At 69.5% G+C, this 24,931-nt stretch carries 14 protein-coding genes; 3 read left to right on the plus strand and 11 right to left on the minus strand.

Annotated features, from left to right (window positions below; genetic code table 11):
- Positions 1–110 precede the first annotated feature (110 nt).
- Positions 111–1,169 (plus strand): class I SAM-dependent methyltransferase, encoded by a 1,059-nt coding sequence (locus BM199_RS00210; protein ID WP_091667722.1) that lies wholly within the window; start codon positions 111–113, stop codon positions 1,167–1,169.
- Here the strand turns inward: BM199_RS00210 and BM199_RS00215 are convergent.
- Genes BM199_RS00215 through BM199_RS00225 form a run of 3 tightly spaced genes read right to left on the minus strand, consistent with a single transcriptional unit; the run spans position 1,151 to position 13,898 of the window.
- Positions 1,151–5,260, minus strand: coding sequence for a non-ribosomal peptide synthetase (locus BM199_RS00215; protein ID WP_177242414.1), 4,110 nt, complete (start codon positions 5,258–5,260; stop codon positions 1,151–1,153). The two genes, BM199_RS00210 and BM199_RS00215, sit on opposite strands and share 19 nt — an antisense overlap.
- Positions 5,257–6,027, minus strand: a complete 771-nt coding sequence (locus BM199_RS33665; RefSeq protein ID WP_177242415.1) for a thioesterase II family protein — start codon at positions 6,025–6,027, stop codon at positions 5,257–5,259. Before BM199_RS33665 ends, BM199_RS00215 begins: the two co-directional genes overlap by 4 nt.
- Positions 6,024–13,898 (minus strand): non-ribosomal peptide synthetase, encoded by a 7,875-nt coding sequence (locus BM199_RS00225; protein ID WP_177242416.1) that lies wholly within the window; start codon positions 13,896–13,898, stop codon positions 6,024–6,026. The genes BM199_RS33665 and BM199_RS00225 overlap by 4 nt, the downstream gene beginning before the upstream one ends.
- Before the next feature lie 363 nt (positions 13,899–14,261).
- On the opposite strand from BM199_RS00225, the gene BM199_RS00230 reads away from it, so the two are divergent.
- Entirely contained in the window at positions 14,262–14,963 is a 702-nt protein-coding gene (locus tag BM199_RS00230) for an esterase/lipase family protein (RefSeq protein ID WP_091667732.1), read from the plus strand.
- Positions 14,964–14,985: 22 nt separating this feature from the next.
- Here the strand turns inward: BM199_RS00230 and BM199_RS34370 are convergent, their stop codons facing one another.
- The 4 genes from BM199_RS34370 to BM199_RS00245 form a co-directional block, all read right to left on the minus strand.
- A complete protein-coding gene (locus tag BM199_RS34370) occupies positions 14,986–15,240 on the minus strand; it encodes a response regulator transcription factor (protein WP_245788048.1) in 255 nt (84 codons plus the stop codon).
- Positions 15,177–17,273, minus strand: a complete 2,097-nt coding sequence (locus BM199_RS00235) for an ATP-binding protein (RefSeq protein ID WP_245788049.1) — start codon at positions 17,271–17,273, stop codon at positions 15,177–15,179. The genes BM199_RS34370 and BM199_RS00235 overlap by 64 nt, the downstream gene beginning before the upstream one ends.
- An 87-nt stretch (positions 17,274–17,360) precedes the next feature.
- The gene (locus tag BM199_RS00240; RefSeq protein WP_091667734.1) at positions 17,361–17,987 is read right to left on the minus strand and encodes a response regulator; all 627 of its coding nucleotides are present in this window, start codon (positions 17,985–17,987) and stop codon (positions 17,361–17,363) included.
- Positions 17,978–19,102 (minus strand): GAF domain-containing sensor histidine kinase, encoded by a 1,125-nt coding sequence (locus BM199_RS00245; RefSeq protein WP_091667736.1) that lies wholly within the window; start codon positions 19,100–19,102, stop codon positions 17,978–17,980. The genes BM199_RS00240 and BM199_RS00245 overlap by 10 nt, the downstream gene beginning before the upstream one ends.
- Before the next feature lie 198 nt (positions 19,103–19,300).
- Between BM199_RS00245 and BM199_RS00250 the strand changes: the two genes are divergently transcribed.
- Entirely contained in the window at positions 19,301–19,648 is a 348-nt protein-coding gene (locus BM199_RS00250; protein WP_143101729.1) for a hypothetical protein, read from the plus strand.
- Between the two features lie 5 nt (positions 19,649–19,653).
- Here BM199_RS00250 and BM199_RS00255 read toward each other — a convergent pair whose 3' ends face one another.
- The 4 genes from BM199_RS00255 to BM199_RS00270 form a co-directional block, all read right to left on the minus strand.
- The gene (locus BM199_RS00255) at positions 19,654–20,904 is read right to left on the minus strand and encodes a sensor histidine kinase (RefSeq protein ID WP_091667741.1); all 1,251 of its coding nucleotides are present in this window, start codon (positions 20,902–20,904) and stop codon (positions 19,654–19,656) included.
- A complete protein-coding gene (locus BM199_RS00260) occupies positions 20,904–21,581 on the minus strand; it encodes a response regulator transcription factor (RefSeq protein ID WP_091667744.1) in 678 nt (225 codons plus the stop codon). The genes BM199_RS00255 and BM199_RS00260 overlap by 1 nt, the downstream gene beginning before the upstream one ends.
- A gap of 93 nt (positions 21,582–21,674) precedes the next feature.
- On the minus strand, positions 21,675–23,051 hold the full coding sequence (locus BM199_RS00265) for a peptidoglycan-binding protein (RefSeq protein WP_091667748.1): 1,377 nt from the start codon (positions 23,049–23,051) through the stop codon (positions 21,675–21,677).
- On the minus strand, positions 23,048–24,814 hold the full coding sequence (locus BM199_RS00270; protein WP_218160269.1) for a glycoside hydrolase domain-containing protein: 1,767 nt from the start codon (positions 24,812–24,814) through the stop codon (positions 23,048–23,050). The genes BM199_RS00265 and BM199_RS00270 overlap by 4 nt, the downstream gene beginning before the upstream one ends.
- Positions 24,815–24,931: the final 117 nt, after the last annotated feature.

Consider the following 24,931-nt stretch of genomic DNA (forward strand, 5'->3'; position numbering starts at 1 on the left):
TGGAGAGGTAAGCGCGATGGTTAGGTGGACGTGACACCACACGGTGTCTTATGCGAAGTCGGGCTATTCACCGGCGACGTGCGGTAACCCTCACGGTCTGGGGAGACGCGATGAACACTGAGCGTGGCAAGGCATTCGCCGAACATCTGCTCGCCACACTGAACGGCGGGGCACTCACCATGCTGGTCAGCCTCGGCTATCGAACGGGACTGTTCGAGGCAGCGGCAGCAGGACCCACCACCAGCACCGGCCTGGCCGAGCGGACCGGCCTTGCCGAACGGTACGTGCGCGAGTGGCTCGGCGCCATGGTCACCGGCGGCTTCTTCGACTACGACCCCGCCGATGCCACCTACACCCTGCCGCAGGAGCACGCCGGGATGCTGACCGGCGACCGCGCGGGCAACGTCGCGCCGATGGCCTCGACCCTGCGCGCGCTCACCATGGCACTGCCCGATGTGGAGCGACGTTTCGCCGACGGGGACGGCCTGCCGCACTCGGTGTTCGCGCCACACTTCGAGACCGTCTCCGCCGACCCCGGCGACTCGTGGCGGCGGATCTACGACGAGCACCTGATCGACGGGTTCCTCGGCGCCGTTCCCGGGCTGCACGACAGGCTGACCGGCGGCGGCCGGGTACTCGACCTCGGCTGTGGAGCCGGGCACGCGATCAACCTGATGGCGAAGACCTTTCCCGCGTCGCGGTTCGTCGGGCTGGACATCGAACCGCGAGTGATCGCCAGCGCCGACGCGGAACGCGCCCAGCTCGAGCTGGACAACGTCGCCTTCGAGGTCGGCGACGCGGCCGCGCTCGGCGCGGAGCGGCCCTACGACGTCATCACCGCGTTCGACGCGATCCATGACCAGCATGACCCGGACGAAGTGCTGCGCAGGGTGCGCGACGCACTGGCCCCCGGGGGAGTCTTCGTGATGGTGGACGCGAAGTTCTCCAGCCTGCTGGAGAACAATGTGGGCAACCCCTTCGCCCCGCTGTGCTATTCGATCAGTCTGATGTACTGCACTCCTGTCTCACTGGCCGACGGTGGAGCAGGACTCGGTGCCATGTGGGGAACCGAACTGGCCTGCCGGATGCTCGACGCGGCCGGGTTCGGTGATGTCGAGGTGCTCGACTCACCTCGGCCGCAGAACTGCATCTACGTCTGCAGGCCCTGATCCCGTTCCAGCAGGGCACGGTCGACGGCCTCGGCCAGCGCAGCCAGGGTGGGCTTGGCGAACACGTCGGCGAGCGGTAGCCGGACGCCGAGTTCACCGCGGATCCGGCCGATGACCCTGGTGGCGAGCAGTGAATGGCCGCCGACGGCGAAGAAGTTGTCCTCGGCACCGACTCGGTCGCGTCCGAGGATGTCCGCCCAGATGGCCGCGAGGGACCGCTCGGTGCCGGTCCGCGGCGCGACGAACCCTGCCGTGGGCGCGCCGGCGTCCGGATCGGGCAGAGCGGTGAGGTCCCGCTTGCCGTTCGTCGTCAGCGGCATGCCGTCCAGCAGGGTCCAGGACACCGGCAGCATGTAGTACGGCAGCTCCTCCGCCGCGGCCGCGCGCACGTCCGAGAGCAACGCCGTCCTCGCCCGCCACATCTGCTGCCCAGGGTGTCGGCCGGGCTCACCTCGGTCGGCCGCAGTCATCGGCAGCCTGCTGGCGTAGACGTTGTACAGCTCGGTCTGTGACAACTGTGGATCGCGCAACACCGTGCTGCGATATCCCTTGCTGTGCAGCAGGTCCCGCACGACCTCCAGCCTGCCGTCCTGGTCGTGCACCTCGATGACGATCTGGTCGATCTTCGAGAAGTCCTCGTCGCTCAGCCCGGCGAGGACATCCAGCTCGCTCTTCTCGACGTCGATCTTCAACAGGTCGACGTGTGTGATGTCGTGTTCGGCCAACACGGCACCGAGGGGACGCACCCTGCACGTGTAGGGCTGAGTACCCAGCCGCTCGATCAGCAGCTCGTCGATGACCTCCTCGTCCAGCTGCACGCCCTGCGAGGCCAGCTGGCCGACGAGGAACGACTTGACCATGCCGCTGTCGGCCGCCGACTCGGCGTACCGGCCGGAAAGGACGGTGGCATGCGGGTAGTAGGAGAACTCCACAGTGGACTCTTCTGCCCCGGCGCCGAATGGCAGCACCGCACCGCGCACGTCGTGGATGTACAGGTTTCTGCGCAGCAGTTCCTGCAGCGGCGGCAGTGGCTCGAGCGCGAACACCACCGGATCACGGCACACCTCGGCGACGAAGACGCCGAACAGCCCGATGTTGGCGCCGACGTCGACGACACACGCGTTGTCGGGCAGCACGATGCCGCCCTGCAGATAGGTCCTGTCGGTGAAGATCTCCCTGGCCATGAAGTCGGTCTCGGACACATTGGCGGCGAACACCGTCGCCCCGTTCGGCAGGTCCACGGTGACCGGTTCCATCTCGGAGGGCGTGGCGTCCCACTGTGCGCGGCTCAGCTCGATCAACCGGCGGACCGGCAGCGCATGCCGCCTTGAGGGGACGAGGTAGGCCGCCAGATCGCCGTTACCGCGCTGCACCACCGCCGCCTCATCGATCCCTGGGTGCCCGGCGAGCACCGTCTCGATCTCACCCAGTTCGACGCGGAACCCCCGGACCTGGACCTGGTCGTCGCCCCGGCCACGGAACTCCAGTGTGCCGTCAGGGAGGTAGCGGGCCAGGTCGCCGGAGCGGTACAGCGTGCCCGCACCGGCGAAGCGGTCGGGCACGAACCGCTGCGCCGTCAGCTCGGGCCTGCCGCGGTAGCCACGCGCCACCCCCGTCCCGCTGATCCACATCTCGCCGAGCACGCCGTCCGGCACCAGATTTCCGTGCACGTCGGTGACGTACACCCCGGCACAGGGGAGCGGCCTGCCGATCGAGTGCGGACGGAGGTCGGCGTCCTTCGGCGACAGTCGCTGTTGCGTGACGTGCACGGTGGCTTCGGTGATGCCGTACATGTTCACCAGGACCGGACGTTCGTCGCCGAAAGTGGCGAACCACTGCCGCAGATCGGCGACGTCCAGGGCCTCGCCACCGAAGATCACCAACCGAAGGCTGCCCGTGTCGCCGCGTTCCACCAGCGTTTCGGCCAACGGCCGGAACGCGGACGGCGTCTGGTTCAGGACCGTGACCCCTTCGTCCACGAGCAGCTCGGCGAACCGCTCGGGCGACCTGCTGATCTCGAACGGCACGACTACCACCCGGCCCGCGTGCCCGAGCGCGCCCCACAGCTCCCACACGGAGAAGTCGAACGCCGCGGAATGGAACATCGTCCAGGTGTCGTCGGAGCCGAACCCGTACTCGTCCCGAGTGGACTCCAGCAGCGAGACGACGTTTCGGTGCGTCACCTCGACCCCCTTCGGCTTTCCCGTCGAGCCGGAGGTGTAGATGACATAGGCAAGATCATCGGGACCGGGCCGCGACGCCGAGACATTCGTAGCCGTGTCGGCAGCCGTGTCGTCGGAGCCTTCGGTCTCGTCGCCGAGGAGCACGGCGCCTGCTGCCAGGCGGGGGAATCGAGCGGCAGGCTCCGGATGCAACACCACGGTCCCCGCCCCCGAGTCGGCGACGAGGAAGTCCAGCCGGTCCGACGGATTGTCCGGATCCAGCGGGAGATAGGCGGCGCCCGACCTGAGTACCGCGAGCAGTGCGATCACCAGCTCCGGTGAGCGAGGTGCGCACACGGCCACGACGTCTCCTCGGCCACAGCCGCGGGCGCGCAGCCGTCGCGCGAGCCGGCCTGCCCGCCGGTCCAGCTCCGCGTAACTGAGCCGGTCCTCCCCGCACACGACCGCCTCGGCGGCACCCCGGCTCGCGATCGAGGCCGCCACGAGGTCCACGAGTGTGCGTTCCCCGGTTCGCGGAGCCGGCCTCGGATCCGCACCACGTGCGGCCAGTGCACACCGCTCGTCCGGATCGGCCAGGGAGACCTCACGCACCAACCGCTCCGGTGCAACGGCCACCTGTTCGAGGACAGTGCACAGCCGCTGGACCAGCGTTCGCACCGCGTCCCCGCCGAAGCGCCGCTGGTCGTACAACGCCTGCACGGCCAGCCGGTCGCCCGGCACGAACAAGAGGGTGAGGGGGTAGTGCGTGTAGAAGCGGCCGCCGCGCAACCGCTGCGTCACCGGGACCGTGTCCCCAGGTGCGGCGAGTTCGGTGTCGCGCAACGGATAGTTCTCCACGCCGATGAGCGTTTCGAACAGCGGCGTCCCCCCTGGCACCTCGCCGCACGACTGGATCCGCACCAGCGGCGTGTGCTCGAACTGGCGGGCCTGCGACTGCCGTACCTGCAGCGCCCGCAGCCACTCCGCGACCGGCAGACTGCCGTCTATCCTGGCTCGCACCGGAAGCGAGTTGATGAACATCCCGACCATCGAGTCGACGCCGGCGAGTTCCGGCGGCCGCCCTGAGACAGTCGCACCGAAGACCACATCGGACTCCCGGGCGTACACGGAGAGCACCAGCGCCCAGCATCCCTGGATCACCGAGTTCAGGGTGAGCTGCTCCTGCCGTGCGGTTTTGGCCAGTGCCGCCGTTGTGTCCGCGGACAACTCCACCACCAGATCACCGAAGGCGGCCGCCTCCTCGTCGGCCGGGGAACCGTCGTCCGGCATACCGAGGTCGAGCACTGTCGGCGCGGTGAACCCGGCGAGTTCCTTCCGCCAGAACTCGTCCGCCTCGGCGAGGTCGTGGTCGCGCTGCCACGCGATGAACTCGCGATAGGCGCGCGGCTGTGCCTGCGGTTGCTCACCCCGGTAGCACGCGGCGACATCAGCCAGCACCAGCGGGACGCTCCAGCCGTCGATCACCAGGTGGTGCACGGTCCACACCAGCAGATGCTCGTCGGCCCCGGTGCGCAGCAGCGTCAGTCGCAGCAGTGGCGGCGCGGTCAGCGGGAAGCCGCGCGCACGGTCCTCGGCGAGGAAGTCGCCGAGCCGCCGGTCCAGCTCGTCCCCCGTGCTGTCGCTCCAGTCGTATTCCGCCCATCGGGTGTCGGCCCATGGTTCGGCCCCGGGCGGGGACACCACCTGCAGTGGCTCCTCCAGCCCTTCCCAGACGAAGCCGGTGCGCAGGGCGGCGTGCCGCTCGACGACGTGTTCCCAGGACCTCCGCAGCCGGCTCACCGACAACGGCCCGCTGAGCGACACCGTGACCTGCTGCAGGTAGGCACCCGAATCGGGGCGCAGTGACACGTGGAAGAGCAGCCCCTGTTGCAGCGGTGAGAGCGGGTAGATGTCGGCGACGGTGCTCACCGGTGGCTCCCCGAGGGCAGCTCGGCTCGAACCGTTGCGGCCACCAGCTCGGGGGCGACGTCCATGAACGTGTGATCCCCTTCGAACACACGCAGGTCCACCGGCCCTGAGGTGAGCGCCGACCAGCCGCGCATCTCCTCCGGTGAGAAGCGGGTGTCGTCCTGTGCGGCACACAGGGTCAAGGGGCAGTTCAGCCCGGGTTCGCTCGGCCGCCCCCTGCGCCGGATGTCCTCGCACAGCGCGGAATCCGCGCGAGCCGCGGGCAGCATGAAGGTCAGCAGTGCTGGCTCGGCCAGCATTCGCGGCTGCAGTGCGCCGCGCGCCCGGAGTTCCCGGATGAGTTCGGCGTCGCTCAGGTCACTCAAATCGAACGTCGACTCGTCCTGCCACGCCGGGATCGCCCCGGACAACACGATGGCATCCGGCTCGACGCCGTGCTCGCGTCGCAGGGCCAGCACGAGCTCCGCGCTGATCAACGCCCCCATACAGTGTCCGAACACGACAAACGGACGATCGAGCCACGGCAGCGCCGCGGGCACCAGCTCGGCCAGCAGGTCGTCGATCCGGTCCACCGGCTTCTCCGTCAGCCGGTCCTCCCGCCCCGGCAGTTGCACGGCACCGACCTCGGCGGCTCCGGCGAGAAAGCCGGGCCAGTCCCGGTACTGTGAGGCTCCCTTCGCCGAGTAGGGCACACAGAGCAGGCGCGGGACCGGCGCGGGCAGCTCTGGTCCCAACTGGATCCATGGGGTCTGGTAGCTGGTGCTCACTGGTCTGTCCCCTCTGCCTGTTTCGATGCTCCGCCGAACTGCCCCAGCACCGCCGCCAGCGACTGCTGGTCGAGTCCGGCCAGCGGAAAGTCCGACGGGGTGTACTCGCCCGCACCCGGCGCCGTGCAGTGGGCCACGAGGCGCCGTAGCGCGTGCGCGAAACCGTCGGCGAGCCCGGCCACCGTCTCGTGCCGGTGAATGGACTCGCTGTGGGTGAACTGGACCTCGAACCGTCCACCGACGACCTGGCAGTTCACCTCCAGCAGGTACGGCCGGCGATTCGCCTGCCCGCGCCAGGCCCCACCGGTACCGGGAACGAGCCGGAACCGGTCCCCGCCGATCCGGTCCAGCCTGCCGAGGTAGTTGAACCCGATCTCCGCGGCGGGCAGGTCGTCGAGACCTGGTGCCGCGGCGGCCGAGGGCGGGTAGCGCAGCAGCCCGAAGTCCGCAGGGCCGCCGGGAACGGCGCGGCGCTGCTCCTTCACCGCGGTGAGCAACCGGCCGGGGTCGTCGGCATCGAGGCCGCCGATGTCCAGCAGCAGCGGCGTGAACGTGGTGAACCAGCCGACGGTGCGGGACACGTCCAGCTCCGGCAGGACGTCGCGCCCGTGCCCTTCGAGGTCCACCCGGACGCTGGTGCTGCCCGCCCACTCGTGCACCGCGGCGACCAGCGCGGCGAGCAGCAGTTCGTCGGTGTGCGTCCGGTATGCCGCGCCCGCCCGCAGCAGCAGTTCGTCGGTCTCCTCCGCGGTCAGCTCCCTGGTCACCGTGCAGGCATCGGCCTCCACCCCCGTGCCGGCGTCCGCCTCGATGTCGCGCGGCAGCGCGTCCGGGACGGCGCCGAGCACGCGGCGCCACCCCGGGATCTGCTTCCGCAACTCGTCGGCCTCGGCCCGCTGCCGCAGCGCACGAGCCCAGTGGGCGAACGCGGTTCCGGTCGCGGTGTCTTCGGTTTCGGGTTCACCGCGCTCCAGGCGGGAGTACTCGGTCGCGAGGTCGTCGACGAGGGTCCACCAGGACACCCCGTCCACCACGAGGTGATGCAGGGTGATCAGCAGCCGGTCGCAGCCGGCCGGGCCGTGCACGAGCACGACCCTCGCCAGCGGTCCCCGCTCCAGGTCCAGCCGGGCGTTCTGCTCGTCGGCGATCTTGTCCAGCCAGGTCCGCCCGCTCTGCGCACCGTGGTCGGCATCGACCCTGCTGACCACGACCGCCTCGACGTCCCGCAGGCACTGCCGCCAGCCGGTCCCGGCTTCGTGGCGGAATCGCATCCGGAGGGCGTCGTGTCCGCCGAAAGTCGCCAGCACGGCGCGTTCAACGCGATCGGTGTCCAGCGGCTCGCCCCGCACGGCGAACAGGAACGACTGGTTGAAATGGCCGGGATCACTGAGCCCGAGGTCGAAGAACCAGTGCTGGGCCGGGGTGAGCGGCACCTCTCCGTCCCCGGCGAGCACGATGTCCCCGCCCGCCGGTCCGGCCGGGGCGCTTGAGCCCGCCGCTGCGGCCAACTCCGCCACGGTCTGGTGCTGGAACAGATCGCGCGGCGCAAGACGTATCCCGCGCTGGGCGGCCCTGGACACCACCTGAATGCTCAGGATCGAGTCGCCGCCGAGTTCGAAGAACCGGTCGTGCACCCCGATCCGTTCGATACCGAGCACATCGCACCAGATCTCCGCGAGCACTTCCTCCTTCGGGTTCCGCGGCGCGGTGAACTCCGTGGTGACGGCGGCGCGCGGCTCGTCCGGCTCGGGCAGTGCCCCCCGGTCCAGTTTGCCGTTCGCCGTGACCGGAAGCCCGCCCGGCAGCACAACGATCGTGGCCGGAACCATGTACTCGGGCACCAGCGAACGCAGATGCTCGCGCAGCATCGCCACCAATGCCCCCGCTTTGCCGGGCCGCACCGGCACGTTGGTGAAGTCGCGCCACGGCCGTCCTGTCGGCTCGACCCGGCGCGCAGGGTGCGCGGCCCCACGCCGGACGGCCAACAGGTCGAAGCGGCCCGCCGTCCCGGACAACGGCCAGCACGCCCGGACCGTCCACTCCGACGGCCCGCCCGGCAGCAGATCCGGAAGTCGCTGGACGGCCGCGGGGTCGACAGCGGGCGCCACAGCGGGCAGGTCGGCGGCCGTGCTCCCGGAATCCGCGGCGGCGCCGCTGTCGATCAGCTCCCGCAGTGCGGTCACCGGCACGAGTCGCGCGTCGGCGATGTCGGTTATCCGCACCGCGGAGACCTTCCGTTCCGCGCCGGCGGAAATGTCCTCCGCAAGGCCGGGAAGGTCCGCTCCGGTCCACTGTGCTGTCACCTCCGCGTTCGCCGGGCTGTCTGATGTGGACAGCACGACGTCGTACCGGAAGGTGTTCAGCTCGTTGTGGTGCCGCCCGTGCTTGACGAGCACCGTGGCGGCCTGGAGTTCGGCGGTCCGGCCGCACAGCTCGGCGAAAAGGTCGGGGTGCACCAGGAGTTCACGCTCCCGCTGCGATTCGACGGCGGCCAGTTCGGCGAGGCGGCCGAGCGGCGGCTGCTCCCCGTCCTGCCCGGCGCGATGCAGTTGGGCGGACAGTCGCAGCTCCCGTTCGAGGGCGAGGTTGCGCACATCCCCGATGAATATCGAACCACCGGGCGCGAGCAGCGTCGCGGCTTCGGCGAGTACTCGCGCCAGGTAGTCGGCATCCGGGAAGTACTGGACGACGGAGTTGAGCACGACGAGGTCAAAGCGCCTGCCCGCCAGCCGGCGCAACTCGTCGGCGGCCAGCTGGTGCAACTCGACGACCTCGGTCAGCCCCGCGACGGCGGGCACCACGCGTTCCCGGACATGGGCGAGAGCCCGCGCCGACACGTCGAGACCCACGTAGGCCGCGCACTCTGGCGCGACACGCGCCAGCAGCAGGCCGGTGCCACACCCGATTTCCAGCACTGTCGCGCCGGTGCCGACGCGCTCCTGGATCCGCCCGACCGTGTCGTCCACCCACTCGCGCATCTCCGCGTCACTGAACGGAAGGCCGGTGTGGCCGTCGATCCAGCCCGCGGTGTTGAACGTCGGATCGGCGCCGGAAACGTCCCTGCCGTAGACGTCGTCGAAGACCTGTTCCCACTCGCCGACGAGCTGTCCGGTCTGGTCCCCCGCCGCTGGGGTCACGTAGGCGACGAGCCGCTGCTCACCGCGGCCACCTCTGGCGACGACGGCGGCGTCCCGCACGCGGGGGTGCCGGGCGAGGGCCGACTCGATCTCACCCGGCTCGATCCGGTAGCCGCGCACCTTGACCATGGTGTCCACCCGGCCGAGGAACTCGATCGTGCCGTCCTCGGTGAACCTGGCCCTGTCGCCGGTGCGGTACATCTTCGCGTCATCGCGAAGTCCGAAGGGATCGGGCACGAACTTCTCCGCACTGAGTTCGGGATCGCCCGCGTAGCCGCTCGCGAGGCAGTCACCGCCGATGAAGAGTTCGCCCGGCACGCCGACGGGGCAGGGGTTGCCCGTCCGGTCCAGGACGTAGTAGCGGGCGTTCTGGATCGGCCTGCCATAGGGAATGCTCGGCCACTCCGGGTCCACGTCGACGATCTCGTGGAAGTTCGACCAGATCGCGGCCTCGGTCGCGCCGCCGAGACCGATCACGGCGGCGTTCGGGAACGCCGCGGTGATCCGCCCTGGCATCGTCACCGGTATCCAGTCGCCGGACAGGAACACCAGCCGCAGTGCCGACGCCGGTTCGGCTCCGTCGCCGGCGTCGAGGAGCGGCAGCAGCCGGGTGAGCGCGGCGGGCGCGGAGTCCCAGAAGGTGATCCCACCGTGACGGAGCAGTTCGAGCAGCCGCTGCGGATCCGCGAGTTCGGCCGACGAAGCCACCCGGATCGACCCACCCGTGGCGAGCATGCCGAAGACGTCGTAGACCGAGAGGTCGAAGCACAGTGACGTGACGAACAGAATCCGGTCGTCGGCGTCGACGGAGTACCTGCCGTTGACCCACTCGATGGTGTTGACCACGGGGCGGTGGGTCACCGCGACGCCCTTCGGGACACCGGTGGACCCGGAGGTCAGGATCACGTAGGCGAGGTCAGCCGGGTCGCCCCGCCGCGCCGGTCTGTGCCGCGGCGCCGACACCGGCTCGTCGACGGCGAGAACGTGCGTGACACCGGTCAGCTCGCCCAGCCTGCGCGCGTGCGCGGCGTTGGTCAGCACCCGGTGCACGCCGAGCCGGGTGAATGTTTCCGTGGTGCGCGGGAGCGGGTTATCCGGTTCGACCGGTACGTAGGTGCAGCCCGCCTTGAGCACGCCGAGCAACGCGGGCACCATCTCCGGGCCTCGCTCCAGCACCACCCCGACCATTTCCGCACGCCCGGCTCCCTCTGCCAGCAGCCGGTTGGCGATCTGGTTGGCGGCCGTCTCGACGTCGGCGTAGGTCAGCACGCCGCGCTCCGACACGACCGCGGGCGCGTCCGGTGCGCTGTCCACCCTTGCCTCGAACAGTTCGTGCAGGCAGGTGCTGTCCGAGTAGGGCGTCGCGGTGTCGTTCCAGTCGTGCACCATCCGCTGGTGCTGCGCGGCCGTCAGCAGCGGCAGCTCGTCGAGCGGGAGGTCCGGGGCCGCCAGGGCCCGATCCAGCAGCACCTCGAAGTGCTCCATGAGCTGCCCGGCGACCTCGGGGGTGAACAGATCCGTGCGGTAGCGCAACGAGCCGAGCAGCTCGTCACCCTCCTGCGCGATCCACAGTTCGAGATCGAAGCGGGCAAGGTCCTGCTCGACGCCGAGCGACTCGAGTTCGAGCCCGCCGATCCGGAGCCGGGCACCGGGCTCGCCGAGGGCGAACCGGACCAGCTGGTCCGCATCCGGCCGGTGGGACTTCTGCAGCAGGAACGCGACGTCGAACAGCGGCGAACGGCTCGCGTCGCGCTGCACGCCGAGGCGGTCGACCAGTTCGGAGAACGGCAACGACTGATGCGCGAGCCCGTCGAGGACGTTGCGGCGGGAACTCACGAGCAGCTCCCGCAGCGTCGGGGCCGCGGAGAAGTCGGCGCGCAGCGGGATCATGTTGACGAAGTAACCGAGCGTCTCGGCGAACCTCGCCTCGCTCCTGCCCGACGTCGGCGAGCCGACCAACACGTCGTCCTGGCCGCTGTAGCGGTGCAGGAGTGTCTGGAACACCGCCAGCAACAACGTGTAGAGGGTGACTCCCTCGCTGCGGGCGAACTCGTGTGCCCGTGCGGAAAGCCCGGGCCCGATGGTGAACGTATGGGCCGCGCCACGGTTGCCGAACACCGGCGGCCTGCGGCGGGCGACCGGCAGGTCGAGCACCGCGGGGGTGTCCTCGAGTACCCGGCTCCAGTACGCCCAGTGCGTTTCGTCGGTGGACGCGGTCTCCGACGACCGCGCGGCGTGTTCGAGGTAACCGGCGGGCTCCGGCCCCAGTTCGGCGGAGGTGCCGGTCACGGCAGCCGAATAGCAGGTGGCGAGCTCGTCCACGAGGATGCCGAGCGACCAGAAGTCGAGCGCGATGTGCTGCACGCACAGCAGCAGCACGGACTCCCCGGACGGCCTGCCCAACACCGCCGTCCGCAGAACCGGCCCGCGCGTCAGGTCGAACGGGCGGTGCACCTCGTCATGCAGCCGGGACCGCACCTGCGCTTCGGTCCAGTCGGTGGCGTCGACGTGCAGCAACTCGACCGGCAGGTCCGCGTGCACCTGCTGGAAGGGACTGCCGTCCCGCTCGCCGTAGGTGGTGCGCAGGATCGGATGCCGCCGCACCAGCTGCCCGAGTGCGGTGCGCAGTGCGGCGACGTCGAGCGGCGAACGTACGGTAGCCGCGAAGATCTGGTTGTAGGCCGGGCTTTCCGGAGCCAGCCGGTGCAGGAACCACAGCGCCCGTTGCCCTGGCGAAAGTCCGTGCCTGCCGGTTCGTTCGGTCCGTTCGACGGTGGCGGTCTCCGGTTTGTCCTCGGCGCCGGCCAGCAGGTCGGCGAGACCATTGGCCGTGAGACCGTCCAGCAGCACGGACTGGTCGACCGGCACGCCGAAGCGGGTCTCCAGGTCGTGGGCCAGTTCGACCGAGCGCAGGGAGTCGAGACCGAGCACCACCAGTGGGACATCCGGTTCCGCGGCGAGGCGGGGGTGGTGCTCGGCCAGCCACTCCGGCACGGACCGCGGTCCCAGGTCCGGACTTCCGGACTCCGTGCCGCCGGGACTCCCCGAGTCCTGGACACTCGAAGCCAGCACCCGGAGAGCGTCCGCGTCGTAGCGCGAACGGCAGAGTCTTCGCTGGATCTTGCCGCTGGAGGTCTTGAACAGCTCGGCGCGCGCGACGAGCGCCACCTCGTCCGGCTGCACGTCGCACTGCTCGGCGACGGCGAGCCGGATGGCGCGGATGGCCTCGGCGTACCGCTCGGGCTCCGCCTCTTCCCGGACCTCCTGCAGGATGACCACTCGTTCGTCGTCCTCGGAGGCGAACGCGGCGACACACCCCGGGCGCAGCAGCGGATCGCTGCGTTCCGCCGCCTGCTCGATGTCCTGCGGGAAGTAGTTGCGGCCCCGGATGATGATCAGGTCCTTGTGGCGGGCGGCGAGGTACAGCTCACCGTCGCGCAGGAAGCCGAGATCACCGGTACGCAGGTAGGGCCCCTGGCCAGTGCCGGTGTAGGCGCCGAAGACGGCTTCGGTCTCGGCGGGGTGGTCCCGGTATCCGTGCGCCACGGCCGGTCCGCGCACCCACACCTCACCGATCTCGCCGTCGGCCCTGACCTCGCGGGTGGCCGGATCGACGATGGCCATCTCGCCGCTGTCCACGGCCGTGCCACAGCTGACCAGCTCCCGCACCGAGCCGGACTTCTCGTCGGCCGCGACGAGTCTGCCCTCGCTGAGCTGCTCCGCGTCGACCCGCATGATCCGCGCCGCGGGCGCGGGTTTGCCCGCAGAGACGATCAACGTCGCCTCGGCGAGGCCGTAGCTCGGGTAAAAGGTTTCCCTGCGGAACCCCGACCAGGAGAAGGCCGAGGTGAACCTGCGCAGGGTGGCCGCCCGTACCGGCTCCGCCGCGTTGAAGGCGGTTCGCCAGCGGCTGAGATCCAGTGTGTCCCGATCGGCGTCGCTCACCTTGTTGACACAGAGATCGAAGGCGAAGTTGGGGGCACCGCTGATCGTGGCGCCGAAGTCGTCGATGGCGCGTAGCCAGCGGACCGGTTTCCGGACGAACTCCACCGGTGACATGAGTTGCACCGGGAAGCCGAGGTAGAGCGGCAGCAGCATCCCGGCGATCAGCCCCATGTCGTGGAAGAGGGGCAGCCAGGACACCATCCGGCTGTGCTCGTCGACCTGCCAGGCCTTCGCGATGGCCGCGCAGTTGTCCAGCAGGTTGCGGTGCCCGACCATGACCCCCTTGGGGTTTCCGGTGGAGCCGGACGTGTACTGCAGATAGGCGAGGTCCTGTCCGGGCAGGACCAGGTCGCCGGGAGCACCGGTGGCCCGCTCGCCGACGTCGGTGGCGAGCCACCGTAGCTCCCGCAGTTCCGCGGCGGCGGGCAGGTGTGCCTCGATGAGGTTCTCGATCGCGGAGGTGGTCAGGGCGACCCGTGCGCGCGAGTCCGCCACCACCGCAGCGAGGCGCGGCAACGTCCGGGACACCCGTGCCGGGTCGGGCGGATACAGGGGTACCGCTACGGCACCGGCGTAGAGACAACCGAGGAAGCCGGTGACGTAGTCGAGCCCCGGCGGATAGAGCAGCAGCACTGGCTCGCCGGTGACACCGGCGTCGCGCAGCCGCTCCGCGATCGCCCTGGCCCGCTGTTCCAGTTCCCCGTACGTCAGCCGCGCGGTTTCGCGTTCACCGTCGCCGAGAAAGGAGTACGCCAGTGCCTCGGGTGAGCGCCGGGCATGGTCGATCAATACGTCATTGAACGTACGAAATTCACGCTGCGGCATTCTGCCCCCCAGATACGCCCAGTTGCAGTAATGGCATGCCAGCAGAAATCGTTCTTTACACCCCAGTGACTGCCGACTCGTGGTAACCCACGTCCGAATCTTCCTCCAGACTGCCCCAGAGGCCGGAGGCGGTCAAGAACTTCAATTCGGACAACTACGGACAGGACTCGGGGGCCAATTCGGAACGATTCCTCTGCGGCAAGTAAGCCAACCATCGCGTGTCAAGTACGTAATTCTGCCGAAGACCTCGTCGCGCGCTTGCTGCACCGTGTTGCTCCAGTGACCAGGACCGCAACGGGTACTGGCCGAGCGTGAGGAGTATGCGTGATGAAGCGTTTTCGCCGCGGTCTCGCGGCCGTCGCAGCGGCGTTGGCGGTTGCCGCCATCGGGGTGACCGTCCAGTCATCGCTGCTCTCGGCTGCGGCATCGCCTGCCGCCCCGGAGCGCAACCCGGTGATCCTGGTGCACGGGTTGTTCGGCAGCCCTGGCAACTGGAGTCAGGTCACCGCCTCGTTGCAAGAAGCCGGGTACGCCGAGGAGCAAATCGTCACCTTCGGCTACAACAGCATCAGTCAGTCGAACGCGGTCACCGCCGAGAAGCTCGGCGCGAAGGTCGACGAAGTCCTCGCCAGGACCGGTTCGTCCAAAGTGGACATCGTCGGCCACTCGATGGGCAGCCTCAACAGCCGCTACTGTATCAAGTACGCGGGATGCGCCGGCAAGGTCGACGACTGGGTGTCGCTGGCCGGGCCCAACAACGGGGTCACCAGCGCCAATCTCTGCTGGTGGCAGATCACCTGCCGCGAGATGCGGATCGGGTCCACGTTCATCACGAAGCTCAACACCGTTGCCACGCTGCCCGGTGACGTCCAGGGCACGGTGATCTGGTCCCCGGACGACGGCGTGGTCACCCCGGCGACCAGCTCGGTGCTCGACGGTGTGCACAACATCGAGGTGGCAGGGGTCCGGCACATCGCCATGCTGACCGACGACAAGGTCGCCGGGTTGTTGGCGGACGCGCTGGCCTGACCGGACGCGCGGCCCGCGTGGATCAGTTCCCGTGGGCCGCGTGTCGTTGGTTCACCCAGGCGGCGAGCTGGGTGCGGTTGGTGAGGTCCAGCTTCGTCAGAATGTGCTGGACGTGCGTCGCGGCCGTGCGCTGGGAGATGACCAGGCGGTGGGCTATCTCCTGGTTGGTCATCCCGCCCGCGACCAGTTCGGCGACCTCCGCCTGCCTGCCGGTCAGCGGGGACAGCGAGAGGCCGGCCGGTGGTGCCCCGGCGGCACGGCTGTCATCCGGGCACAAGGCCACGTCCTCCGGCGCCGTCGACCGGCCCTCGGCGAAGGCCCGCTCGAACCGCTCGGCCCGCAGCGCGTCGCGGGTGGCATCGAGGAACAGCCGGTGCGGGATCGACACCGCGACATCCGGGATCGCGCCGCAGCGTTCCCACAGGGTCGCCGCGACGCCGAACAGCGTCGCGGCCCGTTCGTGCTCGCCCTGCCGGGAGGCGACCCAGGCGAGCCCGTCGACCCGGTAGGCGGCGGCCAGCCTGTCCCCGGAACGCAGATCGATCCGAAGTGCCTCGACCATCGCCTCCTCGGCGACGCCCACGTCGCCGAACCACACCTCGACGACACCGATCCCGAACAGGGCCATCGAGCGGTAGTGGCTTTCGCCCGCGTCCTCGGATAGCGACAGCATCCGGCGCAACAGCGCCCGCGCGGCCGCCAGATCTCCCCGGTAGGCCACCGAGACGCCCTGGATGAACAGCGGATGCATCTGCCACCGGAGGCTGCCTTCGCGGCGAAGGCACGCACCGCCTCCGCGGCGAGTTCGACGGCAGGCTCGATGCTCATCATCGCCGCGAAGCTGCGCACGTAGGTCAGCTGCGCGTGCGCCTCCGGATCGTCGAGCCTGTCCGCCTCGTCCAGTCGCGCGCGGGCCAGCGGCAGATCGGAGTGGACCAGCGCGCACAGCGCCGACATGCTGAGCGCGATCGCCCGCCCTTCGGTCTCGTCCGGCACGGCGGCCAGTGCACGATCGATCCAGTCCCGCCCCTCCCTCGCAGAGCCGCGCATCGCCCAGTACTCGAACACGCGGGTCGCGATGCGCAGCGCGGCGGAAGCCTCACCAGGCGCACGGAGCGACCATGCCAGCGCGACCCGCAGGTTCGCGTGCTCGGCGCGCAACCGGTCCATCCACTCGAGCTGGCGTGGCCCGAACCACTCGTTGTCCGCGTTCTCGGTCAGCTGGTCGTAGTAGTCCCGGTGCCTGCGGGCGAGCACCACCTCCTCGCCCCTGTCCACCAGCCGCTCGTGGCCGTAGTCGCGCAGCACCTCCAGCATGCGGTACCGCACCGTCGGCCCGCTCTCCTCGCGCAGCAGCACCGACATGTCGATCAGGCTGTCGACGGCGGCAAGCACCTCGCCGCGCCGCACGCCCTCGCCCGCGCAGACGTACTCGGCACCGGCCAGGTCGAACGATCCGGCGAACACCGAGCACCGCGACCACACCGCGCGTTCCACCTCGGTGCACAGCGCGAAGCTCCAGTCCACCGTGGCCCGCAGACTCCGCTGCCGGTCGGGCACGCCGTGCTCCCCGGTGGACAGCAGCGCGAGGCGGTCGTCCAGCCGGTCGGCGATCTGTCTCGGCGACAGCGCCCGGATGCGGGCCGCCGCGAGTTCGACGGCCAGTGGCAGACCGTCCACCTGACGGCACACCCGCACGACGTCCTGACCGTTGTCACTGGTCAGGCGGAAGGAGGAGCACATCGACCTCGCCCGCTCGACGAACAGCCGCACGGCGTCGTAGGCCAGGAGATCACCCGGGGACGGCAGGTCATCGGGCGGCAGGGTCAGCGGCGGCACGGTCAGCACGTGCTCACCCGCCACCCCGAGAGATCTGCGGCTGGTGGTCAGCACCACCAGGTGCGGGCACCAGCGCAGCAGCGTGCTGACCAGCTCCGCGCAGCCGTCGACCAGGTGCTCACAGTTGTCCAGCACCAGCAGCACCCGCTGCTCCCGCAGGTGGTCGAGAACCGCGTCGACCCTGGACTGGTTCGACTGGTCGTACAGGCCGAGCCGGTGGGCGAGCAGGCCGGTGAGCAGGCGGGCATCCCGCACCTCGGCCAGTGCCACGTCGACGACGCCGTCGGTGAACGCGCGGCTGACCGTGGTGGCGACCTGTGCGGCGAGACGGGTCTTGCCCACGCCACCCGGCCCGGTGAGTGTGACCAGCCGCGCGGTACCGAGCAGCCGCCGGATCTCACCACTCTCGGCCGTGCGACCGACGTAGCTCGTCAGCCCCGCTCGCAGCGTGGTCTCGCCACCGGTCGCCATCCCCTGCTCCAACCGACTACGTCGTCGAAGGAACGATCTTACTCAGACCTGGTGTACCAGGTAGCGCCGTGGAACGTCCGCCGTTGGTTACAGCAGACCGGCCTCGCTGGCCTTCCCGATCGCCTCGACCCGGTTGCGGGCGCCCAGCTTGTGCAGGGCCGACTGCAGGTAGGTCTTCACCGTGTTGCGCGTCAGCCCGGTCGCCTCGGCGATCTCCGGGTTCGTCCTGCCCTGTGCGGCGAGCCGGATCACCTCGTACTCGCGCCGGGTGAGCCCGCTTCGCGCGAGCGCGTCGGAACGCTGCCCGGCGTCGGGCAGGATGCGCGGATCGACAACCCGTTCCCCGCGCAGCACCCGGCGCAGTCCGGAGACGAGATCGGTACCGGCGACGTCCTTGAGCAGGCAGCCGTTCGCCCCGGCCTCCAGCGCCGCGATCACTCCCTGGTGATCGCCGTGGGCGGTGAAGACCACGATGCGCGCGGGGGCGTACGCCTGCCGCAGCCCGGCGATCACCTCGGGCGCGAGCATGTCCGGCAGCCGCAGGTCGAGCAGCACGAGGTCGGGCAGCAGTTCACTGACGCGGGTGATCGCGGCGCGACCGGACTCGGCGGAGCCGACCACGGTGAACGTCGGGTCCGAACGCAGCAGCAGGGTGACCCCGTCCCGCACCACCGGGTGGTCGTCGACCACCATCACGGTGGCGCTCACCGGCATGGCAGGGGTAGCCAGGCGCGCAGGGTGCAGCCGCCGTCGTCGTCGCGTACCAGGCTCACGTGCCCGCCCAGTCGCGCTGCCCGTTCCGCAAGCGAGCGCACCCCCATCCCCGTTCCCTCTCCCGCCTCGACCTGCTCGCCGGTGCCGTCATCGGCCACCACGACCTGGACCCCGTCGTCACACGGGCCCATGCTCACGACCACCGAGACCGCGCGAGCGTGTTTCTCCACGTTCAGCAGACCCTCCCGGACCACGGCGACCAGCATCGCGGTGCGCTCGGCGTCCATCGGCGGCACCGAAGCCAGCTGGACGAACCGGGCCGGGACTCCGCAGCGCGCCTCGAACGACCGCGTGTGCTCGGCGATCTCCACCGGCAGTGCCCGCTCCGGGCTGGTCTCGGACAGCGCGAGCAACGCTTCCCTGAGGGCACTGGACGCGGCCGACACATCCGACTCCAGCCTGCGCAGCCGGAGATCGAGCATCGGATTGTCCTGAATGGACTGATGCAGATCGCGAACCTGGACGCCGATGGAGAACAACAGCGCACCCACGGAGTCGTGCAACGCGCTCTGCATCCGCCGGCGCTCGGCGGAAACGGCGTTGTCCTTCGTGTTCTCCGCGACCGCGGCCAGGCGCAGCGCGGTGGCCGCGCGGTCGGCGATGCCTTCGAGATCACGCACGGCGTCGTCGCCGAAGTCACCGGACTCCCGCAGTGCGGCGTAGGCGATCGCGACGGTCTCCGGCTTGCCGCCCTGCCGGTCGAGGATCGGCACCGCCACCATCGCGGCGAGGCCCTCACCCCTGACCTGCGCGTCGAACTGGTGGGTGATCGTCGGCGAGCTGATGTAGTCGGACACCCGGGCCGGCTTGCCCAGCGCCAGCACCCTGCCACCGACCCCCTGGCCGACCGGCACGCGCAGGTTCTGCAGGTTGCCGGTCCGGTTCCCGCACAGCCACCGGATGACCGCCTCGCCGGGGCCGTCCAGGTCGGCCACGAAGCCCGAGTGGGCGCCGACGGTGTCGCGGATCAGCTGCGCGGTGCCGTGCAACGCGACTACCCGGTCCAGTACCGCGAGCAGGTCGTCGCGCTCGCGAAGGAGACCGTCGAGCACCATGCTTTGCTCGACCGCCCGCTCCTTTGCGACGCGCTGCTCGGCAGCCACGCGCCAACCATCGCATATCGGTCGCCGTTCGCGGTATCCCCGATCGGAGACACGCCCTGGGCGCTCAGGTGGGAGCGGCGGGGCTTTCGGCTGGCTTTCCCGTCCTGCTGGTGCACTCCTCGTGTTGTTTCCAGACGAATTGGAGTATTCATGCGAATGAGGACGATGCTCGCCACCACGGCACTGGCGATCGCGGTGCCGCTGGCCGTCGCCCCGGCAGCCGTGTCCGAACCGGCCACCGGTTCCGAACCGCGAGTCAACACGGTACGTGGCGACACGACGGTAGACGGAGAGCGCAACTTCATCACTTTCGTCGTGTCACCGGATCCCGCGGAGGCGAAGAAGTTGTCCAAAACCAGGGTCGAGGAGGAACTGCGTCGTTACGAGGAGGAGCTCGGTGAGGACTGCACCATCACCGCGCGGCAGTATTCGCTGCACAAACAGCTGAAGGTCCACCTCGGAGTCGCCGACATCCTGGCCGACTGCGTCATTCGCTGACGGGCTCACGGGGACGGGGTGACCGCTCGGCGCACGACACTCAGCGATTCGGGCAGCGTGTTGCCGACCGGTCGCGCCACGCGCTCGACCGCGGTAAAGCGGTCTTCCGGAAACCACAGAACGAAGGTGCTGCCCGCGCCCGGTGCGCTCTTCACGGTCACCTCTCCCCCGTGGCCCTCCGCGATCTGTCGCACGATCGCCAGGCCCAGCCCGCTGTGTCCGGTGGTTCCCGCGGTTGGCACCGCCTGCCAGAACCGGTCAAACACCCGTTCCTGATCCGCCGGATCGATACCCGGTCCTTCGTCCCGCACCGCCAGCCAGCACCAGCCATTTCGGGATCCCATGTGGACCGTGATGGTGCTGCCGTCCGGGGAGACCCGCACGGCGTTGCTGAGCAGATTGGCCAGCGCCCTGCGCAAGGCCCCCGGGTCCCCGATCACTGTGGCCTCCGCATCCTGCTGTTCGACGAGCGTGATGTCCCGGTTCGCCGCGAGAAGCCGGTACTCGGCACACACCGCGACCGCCACCTCGCCGAGATCGATTTCGACCTCGGTGAAGGCCAGGGCGTCCCGGCGACTGGTGGCCAGAAGATCCTCGACCAGTCCGTCCATCCGCTCGACCGCCCTGCCAACCACCCGTCCTGCCTGCGCCCGCTCGTTGACCGACACATCGTCCCTGGCCAGGACGGCATCCAGGTTCATCTGGATGATCGCCAGCGGATTGCGCAGCTCATGGGAAGCGTCACCGAGCAGCCGGCGCTGGTCGGTGAAAGCCGTCTCCAGCCGGTCCAGCATCCCGTCGATGGTGTCCGCCAGCCTGCTTAGCTCGTCCTCTGGCCCGGCCAGGGCGATCCGTCGGGAGAAATCTGTGGAGTTGATGTCCCGCGCCGTGTCCGTGATTCGCCTGACGGGCCGCAGCACCCGGCCCGCCTGTCGCCAGCCGATCACCAGACTGAGCACGAACAGCGCAGGCAGCGCGACGAGCGAATAGTTCCGCAGTGCGGTCACGGTCGCGTACTGCGTTTCCCGTTGCCACCGCTGCAGGTCCAGGCGGCCCTCGGCCGTCTGGGTCACACTGACCGAATGCGTCACCACCGGGACCTCGTCGGTGCGCACCGAGGAGAACACTCCGGCATAAAGGACACCGAGCAGCAGCGCGGTGAGCAGAAACAGCCAGGCCGCATAGGTCACGGTGAGCCGGAACCGGATGGTCGATGTCCACTCGGGCCATTTCGGACGGAAAACCGAACGGATCATCAGGCATCCACCAGTCGATAGCCTCGACCGATAACCGTATCAATGCGCTGGGTCGGGCAAGCGTCCTTCAACTTCCTGCGCAGCGTGCCGACCGTGACCCGCACGGTCTCGGTGAACGGATTCGCGTGCTCGTCCCACACGTGTTCGAGCAGTTCCTCCGCTCCGACGACCTGTCCGGGACGGGACATCAGGTACCGCAGCACGGAGAACTCCTTGCGAGTCAGGGCCAGCGGGCTGCCGTCGAGGTTCACCGTCATCCGCGCGGTGTCCATTTCCAGCTCACCGACCCGCAGCAGGCAGTCTCCGCCGCTGACGTCGCGGCGGAGCAGGGCCCTGATCCGGGCCAGCAACTCGGCCAGCGCGAACGGCTTGACCAGGTAGTCGTCCGCGCCCTGGTCGAGTCCCCGCACCCGATCGGTCATGCTGCCGCGCGCGGTCAGCATCAGGATTCTCGGCGCCGGCTCCGGTTGGTCCGCTCGGAGCTGCCCGCAGAGTTCGAGACCGTCGATGTCGGGCAGATTCAGATCCAGCACGATCACGTCGTAGCGGTGAACCTGGGCCTTCTCCCACGCACAGCGTCCGGTTGGCGCCAGATCCACCGCATATCCCGCACGAGTCAGTCCCGAGTGCAGTGCCCCGGCGAGATCCTGCTCGTCCTCGACGATCAACAGTCGCATGACGCGAACGTAGCCGTCCTGATCTTCGGCTCCCCACCCGGCTTTCGGCAGTTTTTCGCCTTCCGGGCGCGGTCCTCCGACCCCCTTTACGCACTACGGAGACTGGCTCCGACCATCGGCGACCCTTCCGGCCTGCAACGCAGCCCAGGTCTTCGCCCCGACCACTCCGTCGGCGCCGAGACCGCGCGAGGTCTGATAACCGCGTACGGCGCTCGTGGTGTTCGGACCGAACTGCCCGTCGACGGCGAGCCGCGCCGTCGTCACCGCGTTCAGCGCCCGTTGCAACCGACTCACCGCCGCGCCACTCGCACCGCTACGCAACAGCGGCGTCGTCCCAGCAGCGAGCAACGCTGTCCACGTGCGCGCCGCCACGGTGCCCGTGACCGGCAGTCCTGTCCGCTCCTGGAACCGGCGAGTGGCCGAAACGGTGCCTGTGTCCATCGTGCCGGTGGCCCGTCCGCCGTAACTGCCGTCGGCGGCCAGCAGGCACTGGGCCGCCGCCACCTCCGCCCGGCTCGTGCCCGCCGTGAGCGCGGGATACGCGGGGTAGTTCAGGCCGACGGACGCGCAGCCCTTGCCCTGCCCGCCGACATATTCCCGCAGCGGCATCAGCCGAGGGTCGTCCTGGCCGTCGAGGTGTTGCAGCGACCAGGCCAGCACGCCCCGGTGACCGCCGGCAGTGGCGTAGGCGGTCTTCTCGGCAACCCGCTCCTTGGTGACGTCGTGATAGGGCTCCTCGTCGCCGGTGCCGGTGTAGAGCCCGATGCCGACTGCGAGCTTGTTCGCCCCGATGCCCGCGTCGGTGTAGGCCGAAAGCTCGTCACGCCACCAACTCCAGTAGGACATCACGTTTATCCAGTCCACGTCGTCGGCGATCTCGGCGGCCACGGCAGGTGAAACGAACGCCGTGATCACGTCGGTGGTGAGTTCGAGCGTCGGATCGGCGCGGTCGAGCGCCTGGCTCAGCCCCTTGATCAAGGCGATGTACCTGTCCTCGACCAGGTCCTCCTCCCAGTCGATGTCCACGCCGTCGTACCCGTGGGTGGTCACGGTCTCGACGATGTTATCGATGAAGACCGCGAGGTTCTCCGGGCGGGTCGCGCCCTGGAACCGGGCCCCGACCCCGTCACTGCCGATCACCAGATTGATCTTCCGCCCGGCCGCGTGCGCGGCACGGACGGCCTCGGCCGGGTACTGGGCCTCCATGTTGTCCCAGCCGAGGCCGCCGTCGCTGTTGGGATAGATGCCGAAGTGCATGATGTGCGTCCACGCGGAGTAGTCGATCTCCTCCGGCGGCAGCTCGTCCTGGATCCATCCCGGGTAGTAGGCCAGTGCGATGCGGGCGGGCGCAGGTGCCGCCTGTGCGATCTGTGGCGTCACTGCCTGCAGCATCGCTGCCCCGGTCACGGCCATCGCCATCATGGCGACCGCTTGCCGCAATCGGGCCCGTACGCCCGCCCGCACGCTCACTTGCCTGCCTGCAGCGCGCTCCAGGTGTTCGGCCCGACGATGCCGTCCACGCCGAGGCCCCTCGAGGACTGGTAGGTCCGCACCGCGCTCGTGGTGTTCGGACCGAACTGACCGTCGACTGAGAGCTTGGCGGTGGTGGCGGCGTTGAGCGCCCGCTGCAGCCTGGACACGGCGGCCCCGGAGCTGCCGTCCTTCAACAGCGGGGTGCTACCGGCCGAGAGCAACGCGGTCCACGTGCGGGAGTCCACTGTGCCCGCCGCCGTCAGACCGACCTTGTTCTGGAAGGCCTTCACCGCGGCCATTGTGGACTCGTCCAGCTTTCCGCTCGGCTGCTCGCCTCCGGTGTCGTGACCGTTGGCCCGCAACAGGCACTGCGCGGCGATGACCCGGTCGCCCTCGGCGCCCGCGGCAAGCGCGGGATAGGTGGCGAAGCTCAGCTGCGCGGTGACGCAGACGGTCGGCTCGGGTGGTGTACCCGCCCTGACGTCGAGGTAGTTGCGGTCGATGCTGATCCGCACCCCGCCGTGCGTTTCCCCGACCTCACCCACGTACTGCTTGATCCGCTGTCCTTGTGCCCATTTCCCGGCATCGAGATAGGGGCCGAAGTCGGTGTTCGCCTTGCCGTTCCACCAGGCTCCCCAGAGGTGGTCCGGCAGGGTGTAGGTGCTGCTGCCGTGGTGGTTGTTCATGTCGGTGATGCCGGAGGCCCCGCTGGAGTAGAAGCCGGAGAGGTAGCCGTGCTGGTGCAGGCGCTCGGTCCAGCCCGAGGTGTGCGAGAGCACCGCGGTCGTGCAGCTGCCGCCACGCGAGTAGGCCTCGATGTCCAGGTAGATGGCGCTTCCGGCGGGCAGCCCGAGGCGCTTCGCCGCGTCCACCGCGATGTCCGCCTGCTCGACGCCCTGCTGCTTCGCCGTGGTCGGGTTGGACGAGAACCGGGACCGGTAATTGGTGCACGGTGCCTGCGGGCCGACGTGGATCGGCGTCAGCTTCCAGCCCTTTCCGACCTGCCTGCTGACCCAGTTCGCGGTGAGGTTGCTCTGACCGCAGGCGCGGCTGCCGCCGCTGGTGTAGACGCCGATCGCGCGGTAGGGAGACGACAGCCAGGCGTCCATCGCAGAGTTCGACGGCGCGGCACAGGCGTCGAATCCCTTGCCCTTGTACGTTCCCGGCTGCGCGGCGACCGCCGCCGCGCCGACGTCCCCTGTGGACCGAGGTTGCGGCGCGGCGGAGGGGCGGGCGGCATCGGTGAGCGAAGCGGATTTCAGCACCTCGGCCACCACCGCGGCGTCAGTACCGTTGTGCACTGCCGTTGCGAGCACCCCCGCTCCTTCGACAGCGAGCTCGAAGCTCCCGTCCCGCCACGCGGGGCGGGCAGGGTCGAGTTCGGTGCCCGTTGGCTGGGCGCTGCCCCGCTCGGCGTGCACCGGCGCACCCTCCGCGGCCGACAGCGCGGGTGCGTCGAGTGGCTGCAGGAGCAGGCCGGCGGTCCTGCCGACCGTGTTTCCGGCGCAGGCCGACTGGTCGCCGGGCCTGCCGAGATAAACGGTCGGGGTGTCGAACCGCACGCAGGTTTCGGGTCGGGCCTCCAGATCCACCACCGACCAGTCCGCGGGCACCTGCACCGAGTATCCGCGGTAGTCGACAGTCCGGTCGTTCTCCGGCTGCGCGGCGACGGCGGTGGCTTCCGAGCCAAGCAGGAGGCCACCCAGCACGGCGGCAGCGGAGACAAGGGCAGTGGGGTTCTTTCGCAGGGAGCGAGACATAACTGTCCTCTCGAAAAAAGGGATTCGCCGGCACCTGTCACAGTGACGAGCGGAAACAGACGCTAGCGTCGTGAGCAACACTTCGACCATATTTCGGTGACACCTTTTTCCCGGCAT

Source organism: Amycolatopsis marina, from assembly GCF_900111885.1.
In the GTDB taxonomy this organism is placed as follows: domain Bacteria; phylum Actinomycetota; class Actinomycetes; order Mycobacteriales; family Pseudonocardiaceae; genus Amycolatopsis; species Amycolatopsis marina.

Bases quoted from the DNA above. Each gene is read 5' to 3' on its own strand.
- BM199_RS00210 (WP_091667722.1), top strand. From the start codon at position 111: ATGAACACTGAGCGTGGCAAGGCATTCGCCGAACATCTGCTCGCCACA.
- BM199_RS00230 (WP_091667732.1), top strand. From the start codon at position 14,262: ATGAAGCGTTTTCGCCGCGGTCTCGCGGCCGTCGCAGCGGCGTTGGCG.
- BM199_RS00235 (WP_245788049.1), bottom strand. From the start codon at position 17,273: ATGGCGACCGGTGGCGAGACCACGCTGCGAGCGGGGCTGACGAGCTAC.
- BM199_RS00240 (WP_091667734.1), bottom strand. From the start codon at position 17,987: ATGCCGGTGAGCGCCACCGTGATGGTGGTCGACGACCACCCGGTGGTG.
- BM199_RS00245 (WP_091667736.1), bottom strand. From the start codon at position 19,102: ATGGTGCTCGACGGTCTCCTTCGCGAGCGCGACGACCTGCTCGCGGTA.
- BM199_RS00250 (WP_143101729.1), top strand. From the start codon at position 19,301: ATGCGAATGAGGACGATGCTCGCCACCACGGCACTGGCGATCGCGGTG.
- BM199_RS00255 (WP_091667741.1), bottom strand. From the start codon at position 20,904: ATGATCCGTTCGGTTTTCCGTCCGAAATGGCCCGAGTGGACATCGACC.
- BM199_RS00260 (WP_091667744.1), bottom strand. From the start codon at position 21,581: ATGCGACTGTTGATCGTCGAGGACGAGCAGGATCTCGCCGGGGCACTG.
- BM199_RS00270 (WP_218160269.1), bottom strand. From the start codon at position 24,814: ATGTCTCGCTCCCTGCGAAAGAACCCCACTGCCCTTGTCTCCGCTGCC.